The organism is Streptomyces sp. (genome assembly GCF_035644915.1).
In the GTDB taxonomy this organism is placed as follows: domain Bacteria; phylum Actinomycetota; class Actinomycetes; order Streptomycetales; family Streptomycetaceae; genus Streptomyces.
Map to the genome: position 1 here is coordinate 17,971 of NZ_DASQNP010000123.1, position 14,387 is coordinate 32,357.

General features: G+C 74.2%; 13 protein-coding genes and 1 riboswitch. Of the genes, 7 read left to right on the forward strand and 6 right to left on the reverse strand.

From position 1 onward, the window contains the following. Positions 1-85 precede the first annotated feature (85 nt). The gene (locus tag VE546_RS14050; RefSeq protein ID WP_324922159.1) at positions 86-610 is read right to left on the reverse strand and encodes a gluconokinase; all 525 of its coding nucleotides are present in this window, start codon (positions 608-610) and stop codon (positions 86-88) included. A gap of 129 nt (positions 611-739) precedes the next feature. Here VE546_RS14050 and VE546_RS14055 point away from each other — a divergent pair, with 129 nt between their 5' ends. Both VE546_RS14055 and VE546_RS14060 read left to right on the forward strand, forming a co-directional pair. Next, the gene (locus VE546_RS14055) at positions 740-1,441 is read left to right on the forward strand and encodes a FadR/GntR family transcriptional regulator (protein WP_324922160.1); all 702 of its coding nucleotides are present in this window, start codon (positions 740-742) and stop codon (positions 1,439-1,441) included. Positions 1,442-1,506: 65 nt separating this feature from the next. Then, the gene (locus VE546_RS14060) at positions 1,507-2,262 is read left to right on the forward strand and encodes a sulfite exporter TauE/SafE family protein (RefSeq protein WP_324922162.1); all 756 of its coding nucleotides are present in this window, start codon (positions 1,507-1,509) and stop codon (positions 2,260-2,262) included. Positions 2,263-2,348: 86 nt separating this feature from the next. Here VE546_RS14060 and VE546_RS14065 read toward each other — a convergent pair whose 3' ends face one another. Beyond that, positions 2,349-3,302, reverse strand: coding sequence for an alpha/beta hydrolase (locus VE546_RS14065; RefSeq protein WP_324922164.1), 954 nt, complete (start codon positions 3,300-3,302; stop codon positions 2,349-2,351). A gap of 199 nt (positions 3,303-3,501) precedes the next feature. Continuing rightward, positions 3,502-4,890, reverse strand: a complete 1,389-nt coding sequence (locus VE546_RS14070) for an aminotransferase class V-fold PLP-dependent enzyme (RefSeq protein ID WP_324922166.1) — start codon at positions 4,888-4,890, stop codon at positions 3,502-3,504. A 274-nt stretch (positions 4,891-5,164) separates the two neighbouring features. Further along, positions 5,165-5,284: riboswitch (SAM riboswitch) on the reverse strand. Between the two features lie 91 nt (positions 5,285-5,375). On the opposite strand from VE546_RS14070, the gene VE546_RS14075 reads away from it, so the two are divergent. Further along, a complete protein-coding gene (locus VE546_RS14075; protein WP_324922167.1) occupies positions 5,376-5,735 on the forward strand; it encodes a hypothetical protein in 360 nt (119 codons plus the stop codon). Positions 5,736-6,032: 297 nt separating this feature from the next. Beyond that, entirely contained in the window at positions 6,033-6,278 is a 246-nt protein-coding gene (locus VE546_RS14080) for a hypothetical protein (protein WP_324922169.1), read from the forward strand. Between the two features lie 162 nt (positions 6,279-6,440). Here VE546_RS14080 and VE546_RS14085 read toward each other — a convergent pair whose 3' ends face one another. Continuing rightward, on the reverse strand, positions 6,441-6,785 hold the full coding sequence (locus tag VE546_RS14085) for a YybH family protein (RefSeq protein WP_324922252.1): 345 nt from the start codon (positions 6,783-6,785) through the stop codon (positions 6,441-6,443). A 620-nt stretch (positions 6,786-7,405) separates the two neighbouring features. Here VE546_RS14085 and VE546_RS14090 point away from each other — a divergent pair. The 3 genes from VE546_RS14090 to VE546_RS14100 all read left to right on the forward strand — a co-directional run bounded on the left by VE546_RS14090 (position 7,406) and on the right by VE546_RS14100 (position 9,717). Continuing rightward, positions 7,406-8,272 (forward strand): glutathione S-transferase C-terminal domain-containing protein, encoded by an 867-nt coding sequence (locus VE546_RS14090; protein ID WP_324922171.1) that lies wholly within the window; start codon positions 7,406-7,408, stop codon positions 8,270-8,272. Positions 8,273-8,678: 406 nt separating this feature from the next. Then, positions 8,679-9,116: a peptidoglycan-binding protein gene (locus VE546_RS14095; RefSeq protein ID WP_324922173.1), complete on the forward strand. Its 438-nt coding sequence runs from the start codon at positions 8,679-8,681 to the stop codon at positions 9,114-9,116. 472 nt (positions 9,117-9,588) lie between these two features. After that, positions 9,589-9,717, forward strand: a complete 129-nt coding sequence (locus VE546_RS14100) for a hypothetical protein (protein ID WP_324922174.1) — start codon at positions 9,589-9,591, stop codon at positions 9,715-9,717. A 120-nt stretch (positions 9,718-9,837) separates the two neighbouring features. Here the strand turns inward: VE546_RS14100 and VE546_RS14105 are convergent, their stop codons facing one another. Together VE546_RS14105 and VE546_RS14110 are read right to left on the reverse strand one after the other, a co-directional pair. Further along, positions 9,838-12,969: a DPP IV N-terminal domain-containing protein gene (locus VE546_RS14105; protein WP_324922176.1), complete on the reverse strand. Its 3,132-nt coding sequence runs from the start codon at positions 12,967-12,969 to the stop codon at positions 9,838-9,840. A gap of 146 nt (positions 12,970-13,115) precedes the next feature. Beyond that, entirely contained in the window at positions 13,116-14,381 is a 1,266-nt protein-coding gene (locus tag VE546_RS14110) for a pyridoxal phosphate-dependent aminotransferase (RefSeq protein ID WP_324922178.1), read from the reverse strand. Between the last annotated feature and the right edge of the window lie 6 nt (positions 14,382-14,387).

Consider the following 14,387-nt stretch of genomic DNA (forward strand, 5'->3'; position numbering starts at 1 on the left):
CTTCCTTGTGGTGGGTCGGGGTGAGGGGGCGGGCAGACGGCCACCCGGGGAGCGGGCGGTCGGCCGCTCCGGGCGGTGGGCGCCGTTACCCGAGCGGCTGCCGCTGCCGGTGGGCGCGGAGGGCGCCGACCGCCCGCTCGGTGATCTCCTCCGGGCTGCCGGAGACGTCGACGGCGACGCCGGCCTCGTCCGGTTCCAGGGGTTCGAGCGTGGCGAACTGCGAGTCCAGCAGGGCCGTGGGCATGAAGTGGCCCGTGCGGCGCGACATGCGGTCCTCGATGAGCCGCCGGTCGCCGGTGAGGTGGACGAACACCAGGTGCGGGGCGGCGGCCCGCAGCCGGTCCCGGTAACTCCGCTTCAGTGCCGAGCAGCTGACGACCCCGCCGAGCCCCTCCCTGCCGCGCGCCCAGGCGCCGATGCCGTCCAGCCAGGGCAGGCGGTCCTCGTCGGTCAGGGGGGTGCCGGCCGTCATCTTCGCGATGTTGGCCGCGGGATGGAAGTCGTCGCCCTCGGCGTACGGGACGCCGAGCCGGGCGGCGATCAGGGGGCCGATCGTGGTCTTGCCGGTGCCTGCCACGCCCATGACCGCGACGACGTGGGGGGTGCTCATCGGTGCCTCGCTGTCTTCGTCGACATCGGTATGTCACGTCACTGAAACCCAAAGGTCAGATGAATTCAAGACCGCGGAGCACATTGATATGACTTTTTGTTCGGGCGGCCGCTGCGTAGGCTGAAGGTCATGACCGAAGAGGCCCGGGGGCTGCACGCCCGTGTACTGGACACCCTCGGGCTCGCCATCACGGCCGGCGAGTACCCGCCCGGCAGTGTGCTGCGCACCGACGAACTGGCCGAGAGGCTCGAGGTGTCGCGCCCGGTGATGCGCGAGGTGGTCCGCGTACTGGAATCGATGCACCTCGTGGAGTCCCGCCGCCGGGTGGGCGTGACCGTGCGTCCCACCGCGGAGTGGAACGTCTACGACCCGCAGGTCATCCGGTGGCGCCTGGCCGGCGCCGACCGCTCCCGCCAACTGCGCTCCCTGACCGTGCTGCGCTCGGCGGTCGAGCCCGTCGCCGCGGGACTGGCCGCGCGCAACGCCACCCCGCAGCAGTGCGCGGAACTGACCGAGTGCGCCCTCGGCATGGTCGCCACCTCGCGCGGCCACCAGTTGGAGGGGTACCTGGTGCACGACATCGCCTTCCACCGGATCATCCTGAACGCCTCGGGGAACGAGATGTTCGCCCACCTGGGCGACCTCGTCGCCGAGGTGCTGGCCGGCCGCACCCACCACCGGGTCATGTTCGAGGACCCCGATCCGGCCGCCGTCACCCTCCACGTGCAGGTCGCGGAGGCGGTACGGGAGGGTGACGCCGCCCGCGCCGAGGAGCTGACCCGCGAGATCACGGTGGGCGCCCTCCAGGAGTTGGACGTCCTGGCGCCCTGAGGCGCACCGCGCCGCCCGGGCGGGTGCGGTGACCGGTCCGGCCGGGCATAGCATCGATGCCCGGTATGGACATCAGCATCTGGGGCTTCGCGGCGCTGGCGGCGGCCGCGGCGCTCGTCGGTTTCTCCAAGACGGCGGTCAGCGGGGCCAACACGGTCAGCCTCGCGGTCTTCGCGGCGGTGCTCCCGGCACGGGAGTCCACCGGCGTGCTGCTGCCCCTGCTGCTGGTGGGAGACGTGATCGCCGTGCTCACCTACCGGCGGCACGCGCACTGGCCGACGCTGCTGCGCATGTTCCCCGCGGTGGTCGCCGGGATCGTGGCCGGCACGGTGTTCATGGCGTGGGCCGACGACACGGTGGTACGGCGGTCGATCGGGGCGATCCTGCTGCTGATGGTCGCCGTGACGCTGTGGCGGCGCCGGGCCGCCGGCGGCGACGGGCCGGGAGAGGCACCCGGGGCGCGGGCCGGACGGTACGCCGCGCAGTCGTACGGGGTGCTGGGCGGCTTCACGACCATGGTCGCCAACGCGGGCGGCCCGGTCATGTCGCTCTACCTGCTCTCCGCCGGCTTCCGGAAGCTCGGCTTCCTTGGCACCTCCGCCTGGTTCTTCCTGGTCGTCAACGCCTTCAAGGTGCCGTTCATGGTCGGCCTCGGCCTGATCGGCGCCGACTCGCTGCGGCTGGACGCGATGCTGGCCGCCCTGGTGGTGGCCGGGGCGTTCGCCGGCCGGGCGGTCGCCGCCCGGATCGACCAGCGGCTCTTCGACCGGCTGGTGATCGCGGCGACGACCGTCGGCGGACTGCAACTGCTGCTGCGCTGAGCCCGGGCGCCCGCCCCGCCGGCCCGGTCCCGGGTCCGTCGCCGGGCCGGCGGGGAAGAGCGTGTCGGTCGAGGGTCGGTCGAGGGTCAGTCGAGGTGGTCGGCCAGGAACGCGAGCGCCGCGGGCAGGCCGGAGGTCCAGTAGGCCCAGTCGTGGCCGCCCTCGCGGGACATGAAGCGGTGCGGAACGCCCTTGCGGGTCAGGGCGATGTGGAGTGCGGCATTGCCCTCGAAGAGGCCGTCGTAGGCGCCGCAGTCCAGGAACCAGGCGGTGCGGGAGAGGACGTCGGCGGGCGTGCAGGCGATGGCGTCCAGCAGGTTCCAGGATCGGTAGAGGTCGTTGAGCCGCGCCTCGCCTTCCAGGTTCTCGCCCCAGGCGCGGCCGTAGCGGCGGTTGTACCCGTCCATGTCGAGGGCGACGACCTGCTCGTCGGTGCGGAAGCCCGCGCTCAGGGCGAAGGCCGCCGCGAACGTGTCCGGATGGCGCAGCGCGTAGGACAGGCTGCCGAAGCCGCCCATGGACAGCCCGCCGACGCACCGGCGGCCGGGCGCGCCGCCGACGCGGTGGAGATCTTCGACGAAGGGGACGAACTCCTCGGTGAACATGTCCGCGTAGCGGTGGGAGCCGTCCGCGTCGTTCATGTGGTAGGTCAGGTACTGGCCGCCGGGGGGCCGGGTCATGTCGCGCCGGGCGTCGGGCATGACCACCGCGATCGGGGGGACGTCGCGGCGGGCGATGGCCTCGTCCAGGATCGCCCCGGCGTCGCCCTTGCGCAGCCAGGCGGTGTTGTCGTCCCCGCTGCCGTGGTGCAGGTACAGCACCGGGAGCGCCCGCTCGCCGTCGTGGCGGCCGTCGTCGGTGGAGCCGGGCGGGAGGTAGAGGGAGTAGAGCACGTCCGTGCCCAGGACGGAACTGGGCATCGCGAGGTTCTCGCGGACCCGGCCGCGAGCGGTCGGTGCCGCCGCCCGTGCGGTGGGCCCGGTGGCGGCGAACGCGGTCGCGGTGGCGGCCGTGGCGGTGAGCAGGGTCCGGCGTTTCACGTCTGTGCCTTTCGGGGACGTCGGGAGGGCGTCCGCGCCGGTACGGGGAGCACGGTGCGGCTCCGCTCCCCGTGCCCGGCGGCACCCTCGTCGCGGTGAGGGGTGTCCCCTAGCGCTACCCGCCCCGGCGGGCGCGGTAAAAGGCGCGGTGAAAGGCCCGGTGCGAACGCCCCGCCCCGGCGGCCCCGCGGTGGCGCCGTCAGCGGCGGCCGTCGGGCACGCAACGGCCGCCCTCGGTGCGGTAGTTCCAGCGGGGGCCGTCACCGACCAGGCTGCGCACGGCGGACAGGAAGCGCTCGATGTGCTCCTCGGGCGTGCCGGCGCCGAAGCTGACCCGCACGGCGTTCAGGCTCCGCTCGCCCGGCGGGGACGGCTCGGGCGCGCCGCACCGCGCCGGCGCGTCCCCGGCGTCGCCCAGCAGGCTCCGCACCAGCGGATGGGCGCAGAACAGGCCGTCGCGGACGCCGATGCCGTGCTCGGCGGAGAGCGCGGCGGAGAAGTGGGAGCTGTTCCAGCCCTCCACCACGAAGGAGAGCACGCCGACCCTGGGGTGGTCCTCGCCGAACAGGCTGAGCACCCGCACCCCGGGCACCTCCGCGAGGCCGGCCCGCAGCCGGCCGAGCAGCACCTCCTCGCGGGCTGCCAGGGCGTCCGGCCCCGCGTCGGACAGGGCCCGGCAGGCGGAGGCCAGCGCGTAGGACCCGACGACGTTGGGCGAGCCCGCCTCGTGCCGCGCCGGGCCGCGGTGCCACTCCACCGCCACCGTGCCCGCGTCCCGGTGGTCCACCGTGCGGCTGGCGCCCCCGCCGGCCAGGTACGGCTCGGCGGCGTCCAGCCAGTCGGCGCGGCCCGCCAGCACTCCGGCACCGAACGGGGCGTAGAGCTTGTGCCCGGACAGGGCCACCCAGTCCACGCCCAGCTCCCGCACCGACACCCGGCGGTGCGGGGCCAGTTGGGCGGCGTCCAGCACCACGCGGACGCCGTGGCGGTGGGCGACCCCGGTCAGCTCGGCGACCGGCCAGAGCTCCCCGGTGACGTTGGAGGCGCCGGTGACGCACAGCAGGCCGGGCCCCTGCGGCGCGGTGGCCAGCGCCTCCTCCAGTGCGGCCACGGCCTGGCGCGGGGAACGGGGAGCGGGCAGGTAGACCGGACGCAGTCCGGCACGGCGCCAGGGCAGCAGCGAGGCGTGGTGCTCGGTGGCGAAGACGAACACCCGGGTGCCCGCCGGGAGCGCGGCGGCCAGCAGGTTCAGGGAGTCGGTGGTGCCCCGGGTGAACACCACCTGGTGGTCCTCGGGCAGATCGAGGAAGCCGGCGACGGTCCGCCGGCTCTCCTCGTACAGGTCGGTGGACAACTGCGAGAGGTAGCCGGCGCCGCGGTGCACGCTGGCGTAGCAGGGGAGGTACGCGGCGACGTCGTCCCACACCCGCTGCAGGGCCGGGGCGCTGGCGGCGTAGTCCAGGGCCGCGTAGGGCACCTTCTCACCGGTCACCAGGGGCACCTCCACATCCCGCCCCAGGACCGGCAGCGGAGCGGTGACGGCAGTGGGCCGGGGGACGGGGGCGTCGAGGACGGGCTGGGCTGTCATGTGGTGCTGCTCCCGGAAGGTGGCGTACACCGGGGGGAGGTGTACGGACGGCGGAACCCGCACGGAGACGGGACGTGCGGGACGGCGGGCAGGAGCCCACGGGCGCGCGGCAGCCGCCGCCCGGCCCGCGCGGGCCGGTGGTGCGGACGTCACGTCCGTGGGAGCCGGACGCGAACCGGTCCGGCGGTCGGCGGAAGGAGGCTCCGGGCCTCTAGCGCATTCGCTTCATCATGGTGTGTTCCCCTCGGACCAGGACCCCTGGACTGCTGCGAGGGGTCCGCGCTTGCCGCGCGGCATCCGTGCCGTACGGCCCGGTCTTCACCCGGGGCACCCCGCCACGGACGGAGGGTTGCCGGACAGCCGGCCGGGGCCTGATGGGCTGTCGCTCGTGACCTGACGGAGATTCTGGCACACGGCCGATCGCTGCCCAAGGCCGTATCCACGATCCGGACGTACCGCCTGCCGGGCAGGCGGGGGATGCCCCCATGCGTCTGGTCGAGGTCGTGGGTCAGGATGACGGCGTGAGGACTTGGTTCCGCACCTACTGCGAGGACGAAGACCTGTGGCTGTACTTCGAGGCCGGTGACGAGGGCCGGGCAGCGCGTCAGGCCGAGGTCCGGGGAGAGGACTCGCAGCCGGTGACGGCGGCTTCCCCGGCGGAGGTCGTGCACGTGCGTGACCGTGCCGGTCTCGCTGCGATGGGCCGCTGTGAACGGCAGTACGGCGTTCTCGCCGAAGGCCCCGTGGACGGCCGGCAGGACCAGCCTCGGGCAGCCGAGATCTGTGCGGAGGAGTTCGAGCGGCTGTGGACCGAAGCGAGGCGGACCCTCGGCGGCTCAGCCTGACCTGACCGGTTGCGGTTCGTGGGAAGTGCCGTCGCGGAGCATCGCCAAGAGGATGCCGGCCCACCGCCGTCCGGGCGGAGGACCCCGCGGCACGGACCGCGAACGGGCTCCCGTGCGCGGCTGTGACGGGTCTCGTGCCGGAGGGAACCCGTGCGCCCCGGCCCCTGCCCCGTAACCCGGCGTGGGCGCCGGTTCCCGGACACCGGAACGGACATGGCCGAAACGCGCCCTTGTCCAGCGCCCCCCGCGACCCCCACCGTCATCCCCGCACCGACAGCACCACGCAAGGGGAAACCCATGGAAGCCAGCTACGCTCAGCGCGCCGCCGCGCACGCCGACCGGGCCGCCAGGACCGGCGATCCCGGCGACATGGCCGCGGCCCAGGTCTACGCCGCCCTCGCCCTCGTCGAGAGCGTCGACCAGGTCAATGACCACCTGCGGAGCATCGTCAGCTGGATGGACCACCTCTCCGGCGTCCTCCACAGCCCGCTCGGCAGTCTCGCCGACCACGCCGAGGCGATCAGGCACCGTCTCGAAGACTGACCCCGGCCCGCCGGAGCCCCACCCCGGTCCGCCGCCGGGTCGGCGGGGCGACGACCACGAGGGGTGTCTGCGGTCGCGGGAGCCGTCGCCCGGCGGCCTCCCGCCTCCCGTACCGGCCCTCCGTCCGGCGCGGGAGGCGGGAGCTCCGCAGGGCGTGGGTGTTCAACGGGCGGGCGGGACGAACTCGGGCTGGTCGAGCAGGCGCAGCCAGCTCCCGTCGGGCTGGCGGCGGACGACCTGCGCGCGGGCACCGGCCCCGTCCCTCGGCGGGGTCGAGGTGAGGGCGATGTCACCGCTGACCAGCGTGGGCAGCGGCTCCTCCGGCTCGAAGTGCGGGCGGTCGGCCAGCACCTTCTCCCACAGCGCGCGGATCGCCTCCCGGCCCACGGTCCGTTCGCCGGGCGGGTAGGCCAGCACCGCCTCCTCCTCGTAGAGCGCGGCGACCCCGGCCGCGTCACCGGCGTTGGACCGCTCGACGAACAGGCGGGTGATGTCCTCGGGCCGCATGGCCTTCTCGTACTTCTCGTAGTCCGGCACGGACTCCTCCTCGTCTCGGTTCCCGTGCTTCCAGCCTGGTCGGTCACCGATTAGAAGTCCAAGAGATGGATCTTCTAGCGATCAGAACACCTGGTTATGGAAGAGGTGTCTCCCGCCTCCCGCGGTCCGGTGGGGCGGCCGGTGCGGCCGCCCCGGTGGCGCGCCGGGAAGCCCCACCACTCTGCGGCGGGAGCCGTAGGCCCGGACCGGGAGGGGGGAGGCGGCGCGCCGTGCCGCCTCCCCCCTCCCGGCATGTGAGACGCCCGGCGGAATGCGGGAACGCGCCCTTGACGGAGTCCGGAAGGCACCCGACACTCCAGAGCAGGAATCCTAGTGAACAGGTAGGAAAAGATGGGGCATCGGGAGCCGGGTGACGGTCGAGCGGTCCGCGCGGGCCGGCCGTCGCCCCTTCTGACCTCCCGTCGCCACATCGACCTGCTGCGCACCTGCAGCGCGGCGAGTCCCCTCCACTGAGGCGCCACCCCCGCCGACACCGCGTCCACGTCGCGCGCCGGGCATGTGCCGACGCCGTCGCGCGCCCATCCCCGACCCTCGCACCCCACGAACCAGGTCCGGACCCAGGGAGACACATGTCCACCACATCCCCGGCCGCCCCGCCGTCCTTCCGGGGCAGGATCGGCTGTGACGCGCGCAGCGGCCACTACGCCGTGCCGCGCCGCTACCGCCTCCACCTGTCGCTGTCCTGCCCGCACTGTCTGCTGATCGCCGTCACGCACAGCCTGCTCGGCCTCGACGACGTCCTCCCCCTGACCCTCCTGCCCGCCGTGCCCGACGAACCCGGCGGCGGGCACGGCGCGCTGCGCCCGCTGTACGAGGCCAGCGCGCACCGGTACCCCGGAGCGGCCACGGCGCCGGTGCTCAGCGACGACTGGACGGGGCGGATCGTCAGCACGCACGCCCCCGACATCCTGCGCGACCTGACACGGCGGTTCGGCGGCGACGGCCCCGAGCTGTACCCCCCGGGCGCCGAGGCGGAGATCGAGGCCGTCGAGCGCCTCTGCGAGCAGGGCGTCAACGAGGCCGCGCAGCGCGCCGGGCAGCCCGACACCGACGACACGGCCCGCGACACGGCCCTCGGCGTCCTGCTCCGCGCCCTGGACTCGCTGGAGAGGCGGCTCACCCGCCACGAGTACGTCCTGGGCGACGAACCGACCGCCGCCGACGTGCGGTTGTGGGTGACCCTGGTGCAGCTCGACACCGTGCACCGCTGGCACCTGGACGCCGCCGCGGTGCACCACGTCGCCGACCGTCCGCACCTGTGGGCCTACGCGCGGCGGCTGGCCGCCCGCCCCGCCTTCGGCCGCCACCTCGACCTGGACGGCATCGCCCGCAGGCACCACGCGCACTGCCGGGGGCTGGAGGCGGCCGGTGCGGCGGTGCAGATCGTGGACTGGGCGGCGTACGCACCGGACAGGACCGCCGTCCGGCCCGGCTGAGCGCGCCCGGGCGCCGTGCCGCTCCGGAACGGCGCCCGCTCCGGGCGGCTCGGCCCCTGCCCTCGGGTGTCGCCATCGCGGCCGCCGGGGCGGAGCCGTGAGCGAGTCAGTGGAATTTATGGCCTGCGCGGAGAACCCATAGAACCGGTTATGAATTTTGGAATTCCGCCGGCGATCCAGGTCATTCCGTGCGGACGGCGGCCGTTTCCGTCCCGGCCGCCGCCAGGGGGTGTCCGCACGTCCGGCGGGCCGGAGTTCACGCGGCGGAGCACCTCGTTCACCGTCGTCGCCGTTCCGGCGCCCCGCCGCGGGAGATCACCGAAACCGCTGCGTAGTACACATTTCAAACAGTGCATCATGCCGTACGGCACGCGTCGGAACGGAATATGAGTATTACCCTGTTGATATGGAGACGAAAAGCGCGAAATTCTATGTCGTGGAGGAGGGCGACACCCTCACGGCGATCGCCCGGCGATTCGGCGTCACGATCAAGCAGCTCCAGCTCTGGAACCACATCCCCGATGTGAACAGGATCAGGGTCGGGCAGCGCCTCATCGTCTCGAAGGACGAGCCGGACTACGTGCCCTTCCCCGGCGCCTCCTGGTTCAGGAAGGCGAACAGCCCCGTCGTCAGCGTGATGGGCCACCGGCTGATGGAGGAAGGCTGCTCCGCCTACACGGAGGATCCACCGCCCTACTGGACGGCGGAGCACACCGAGTCGTACGCCACGTGGCAGCGCAAGCTGGGGTACCGGGGCGCGGACGCGGACGGCACTCCCGGCGTGACCTCCTGGAACAAGCTGCGCGTTCCCTATCCGGAGGACTACGGACACACGGCCGCCTGACCCTCCCCTCGTCCTCCCGTCCCGGGCCGGGGACCGGAGGCGCCCTCCCGTGTCCGCGCGAGCGGGCGGGGTGCGGACGGCGAGTGCCCCGCGGGCGCGCCGGCGCCCGGACGCTCCCGCCGGGAAGCCGTGACGGGCAAGTCCCCTGGCTGCCGGGGGACTTCGGTTCCGGCACACGGGAGGCGTTCCGGCGACGAGGTCGGCACGGACCCGCAGGCGGTGGGCCCCATCCGTTGTCCGTCCTCCCCGGCCGCGGCGCTGTCCTTGGGCGGCGGCCCGCACCGCTGCCCCGGGGCGGGCACCGCGGTCCTGGAGACCGACATCCTCCTCAGCAGCCCCTTCGCGCTGGTGGGCGTCCGGATGACGACGGCCCCGCATGTCACCAGGACTGTCCGCCGCCAAACGGGGCATCGGTCGAGAACAGCACGCGGTCCTTCGCCGCGTACCGCCGTCGACCGAACCGGGAGGCACCGTGCTGGAAACCTTCGTCCTTGTCATCGGCCTGGTGGCCGCACCCGTCGCCGCCCTGGCACTTCTGGTCTGGGGGCTGAACGGCACCGCATGGCTGCTCAACCGGTTCGCCGGGCGGAGAAGGGTGTGAACGCTCCGGCCGCCCGTCGGTGACCTCCCGGACCACGGCGCCCGCCCGTGTCCGCCGGACGCGGCGGGCACGGGCGGGCACGGGCGGGCACGGGTATCCGGTGTGCCGTTTCCGGTGCCGCTACGCGCCGCAGCAGGCGTGGCGCGCCTTCCGGACGTAGGCGTGGCCGTGCCACCAGAACGCGGCGTTGTCCGGGTGCTCGGGAAGGGGTGGCAGCACGGCGCTGTCGCGGGCCTTCGCACCGCTCGCCGCCGCCTCGGCGAAGGGCCGCAGCAGGGACTCCACGCTGTGTTCGACGCCCGAGACCAGCACCCGTTCGACGTTGGCGGCGGCCCTGATGTCGGCCAGCGGATCGCCGTCGACGATCGCGAGGTCGGCGTACGCCCCGGGCGCGATCCGGCCCAGGTCCTCCCCGAGGGCGTCCCCGGCCCGGCTGGTGGCGGTCAGCAGCGCCTCGTAGGGGGTGAAGCCGTACTCGACCATCCCCCGCAGGTTCATGTGCAGGCTGACGGCCGTGTGGTCGATGGGGGCGTCGGTGCCCAGGACGATCCGGCCGCCCTGCCGGAAGATCTCCAGGACCTGCCGGACCTGGGCCCGGAGGTTCGCCCGCTGCAGGGTCTGGTCGGTGTCGCGCGCGGTCTCGGCGGTGCTCCGCAGGGCGGCCATGCGCCACGCGGGGTTGAGCGTCCGCACGCGCTCGTCCTCGACCAGGGAGGTGTCCTCCCGGTACAGCGCCTGCGACCCGAACAGCGTCGGCGTACGCGCCATCCCCGACGCCACGAACAGGTCGGTGACGTCGGAGTAGGCGGTGCCCAGGGGGGTGACGGTGCGGCGGTAGCCGAAGCGGGTGGTCGCGCCCATGTGCTCCATGCCGTCCGCGCCGAACGCCGCGGCCGGGTAGTGGTAGTGGGAGGTGACCGGGACGCCGATGCCGTGGGCGAAGGCCGTGACCCGCCGGTGCCACGCCACCGGCAGGCGGACGTAGCACTTGAGGAGGTCGTACTCCAGGCGCTCCGCCCGCTCCAGCTCCATCTCCAGTTGCGCGCCGCTGAAGGTGGGGCGCATGAAGTTGTAGTAGATCCTCGGACCGTCGATGGCCTCGCCCGTGCCGAAGTAGCGGGGTCCGATCCTGGCGCCGGACCGGGTGGCCTCGCGCTCCTCCACCATGTGGTAGGCGGGGCTGCCCGGGGAGCGCGTGGTCGTCACGCCCAGGGACAGCCAGAGCCGCCCCTGCCGGTCGCCGTACGCGTACCCCTGCATCTCCCGGTGGTTGTGCATGTCGATCAGACCCGGCATCACCAGGCGGTCGCCGGCGTCGACGAGCCTGCCGTCGCGGCCCTCCCGCCGCGGTTCGACGGCCGCGATCCGGTGCCCCTCGATGACGATGTCCACGTCGTGGCGGAGTTCCGCGCGGACGCCGTCCCACATCCGTCCGGCACGGACCACCGTGCGCGCCGGCGGCCTGACGGCGGTCCACGTCAGCGGTACGGCGACGGTCCGGGGGCGTCCGCCGCCGGCCGGCACCAGGCGCAGGCGGCCGTTGTTGAGGTACAGCAGCTCCCGGGAGTCCCCGCTCCAGGACGGGGCGTCGGTCACCTCGTCGGTGATCCGCCGCGGCGCTCCGGTGGGCGTTCCGTCCTCGTCGACGTCCACGACGTGGAGCACGCTGGCGGCGACGAACGCCATGCGGGTCCCGTCGGGGGACCACACCGGCCCGTCGTCCCCGCGCGTCTGGATCGAGCCGCCGGGCACGGCCTCGACGTACCGGCCCCGCCCGGTGCGGCGGTCGATCAGCAGGATCTGGCTGACACCCTCGCGGAACCGCGCCGAGTACGGCTTCAGCGCGGCCAGGGCGATGGTCCTCCCGTCCGGTGACCAGCTCGGCCTGCCGGGCTCGAACGTCGCGGTGAAGACCTGGCGGACGCCGCCGCCCGCGACGTCCGCCACCCAGACCGCGCCGTCCTGGTCCAGGAAGGCGATCTCCCGGCCGTCGGGCGACCACGCCGCGGAGACCGCCGCCCTGTCCTCGAAGTGGGTGAGCTGCCTCTCGCGTCCGGAGGAGAGCTCCCTGAGCCAGATGTTGAGCGTGCCGCTCCGGTCGGTGCAGTAGGCCAGCCGCGTGCCGTCGGGCGACCAGGCCGGATCGCACTTCCACCAGTGGTCCCGGGTGAGGGGCCGGGGGACGCGCCCGATCTCCATCACGTACAGGTCGTTCAGGGCGCGGAAGGCGACGCGCCGGCCGTCGGGGGAGAGCACCGGGCTGCCGATGCCGCGCACCGGGCGGGGGCGCGTGCTCTCGAAGTCCCGCCGGCGCCGGGTGTACCGCGGGGGTCTGGCGGTCACGGCGGCGGAGAAGCCGACGGTCTTCCGCAGGCGGCCGTCGAGGGAGCGGACGCGGATCCCGCCGTCCGCCGTGTACAGGAAGCGCTCCCGGTCGATCCACGACACCCGGAAGGGGAACGCGTCCTCGCCCTCCACCAGGGGGGTGCCCGAGAGCATCAGGTCGCACCGGCCGTCGTGTTCGAGGTGGTGGACCAGTCCGGTGCCGTCCGGGGTCCACTCCACCTGGTGGATCACCTGGCCCTCGGGCACCGTGACCCGGGTGTCGCGCTCGCCGGTGCGGCGGTCGACCACGTCGATCCGGGTGTTCGCCACCACGAAGGCCACCCGGGTGCCGTCCGGCGACCACGCGGGCTCGTACTCCTCCTCCGCGGTGTCGGCCAGGGGCGAGATCCGCCCGGTGGCGACGTCGTACGCGTGGACGGCGTAGGACCCGGACCGGTCGCCGGAGAACAGGATCGTCCGGCCGTCGGGCGACCAGCGCGGCTCCCGGTGGTCGAAGCCGCCCGTGGTCAGCCGCCGCAGCCCGCTCCCGTCCGGTCTGATCGTCCACAGGTGGAAGACCCCGTCGCGGTAGGACTGGAAGACCAGCCGGGAGCCGTCGGGGGACCAGTCGGGTTGCGCGATGTCGAACAGGTCGCCGGTCAGCCGCCGGGCCGGGCCGCCCGAGGCGGGCATCACCCACAGCACTCCCAGCAGGTCCATCGCGATGTGGCGGCCGTCCGGGGACAGGCGCGCACCGAACGTGGTGCCCTCGCGCAGCCGCAGGCGGCCGGCCCCGCCGGTCCCGGCGGCCGCCGGAACGGGAGCCGCGGCGGCGAGTGCGCCCGCGGCCGCGGCGGCGGTGCCGGCCAGGACGGTGCGGCGGGGGAGCCGGAGGCCCGGGGCCTCGGTGGGCTTCGGATCGTTCACTGCGCATCCTTTCCGTCCCTGCGGGACGTGGTGGACCGAGTGGTGCCGTGAGGGGTGGAGCACAGGCGAGTCCTACCCGGCGCCGGACGCCGGTGACCCCTTCCGGCCGGTTCCGGCTCCGGCCGCCGGTGGACCGCCCGGCCGGGTCAACCCGCCCGGGCGGTCAGCTTGGCGAACGTCTCCTCCAGTCGGCCGAGCACGGCGCCGACGTGCGGGACCCGCAGCGGATCGGCGGCGGCCAGCGCCTCCTCCTGCTGCTCGGCGGTGTCCCCGTAGAGCATGCTCGTCGCGGCCTTGAAGCGCAGCGCCCGCTCGTCGTCCCCGAGGTGGTGCCCGGCCAGCACCATGACGCCGAACGCGTCGAGCAGGTGCCGCTGCAGGGAGTCGGAGTCCCGGGCGCCGACGGCCTCCAGGCGGGGCCGGCACGGCTCGAAGTCCGGGTAGACGTAGAAACCGCCCGTGGGGGGACGGCAGGAGGCTCCGGCCCCGACCACGATCCGGTGCACGTCCCGCGCCACCGCCCCGTGCAGGCGGCGGCTGGCCGCCAGCCGCTCGCGGATCTCCGGCGGCTCGCCGAACGCGTAGGCCGCGACCTCCTGCATCGGCCCGGCCAGCGTGGACCAGACCTCACTGGCGACGGACAGGACGGCGGTGCGGATCCGGTCGCCCCACGGCCCCTCCGGGAAGCGGGCCACTCCGATGCGCCAGCCGCCGAGGGCCAGGGTCTTGGACAGGCCGCTGGTCACCACCGTGCGGCGGGGGGCGACCTCGGCCGGGCTGAGCACCGGCGTGGCCGGATCGTGCACGATGTCGCGGTAGATCTCGTCGGAGACGATGAGCAGGTCCTCCTCCTCCGCCAGCGCGCAGATCTCCCTGACGAGCCGGGGCGGGGCGAGGGTGCCGGTCGGGTTGTCGGGCAGCGTGAGCACCACGACGCGCGGGTCGTGCCCCTGCCGGCGGGCGGCCAGCAGCGTCTCGCGCAGCGCGGCGGGCTCGGGCACGCCCCCGCACTCCTCGGGGATCGGCACGCCGAAGGCGCGCTTCCCGGCCAGCACGGCCTGCGGGGCGTAGGTGTTCCAGCAGGGCCGCGGCAGCAGGACGTCGCCGGGGACCGCGTGGTTCACCGCCATCAGGAGCGGCTTGCTGCCCGGCGCCACCACCACCTGGTCCGGGTGGGTGGGCAGCCGGCGCCGGGCGAAGTAGCCGGCGACGGCCTCGCGGACGTCGGCGCCGCCCGCGATGGGGCCGTAGGCGTTGCGTCCCGCGCCGGCGGCCAGCCGCTCGACGAGCGGACCGAAGGCGGGCAGGCGGGCCTCGCCGAATCCCAGGTGCACGATGTCCTCGCCCCTGGCGCGGCGTTCCGCGACGCGCTGGTTGAGGGCCAGGTTCGGGGAGAGGTTCCAGTCGGCCACGGCGGT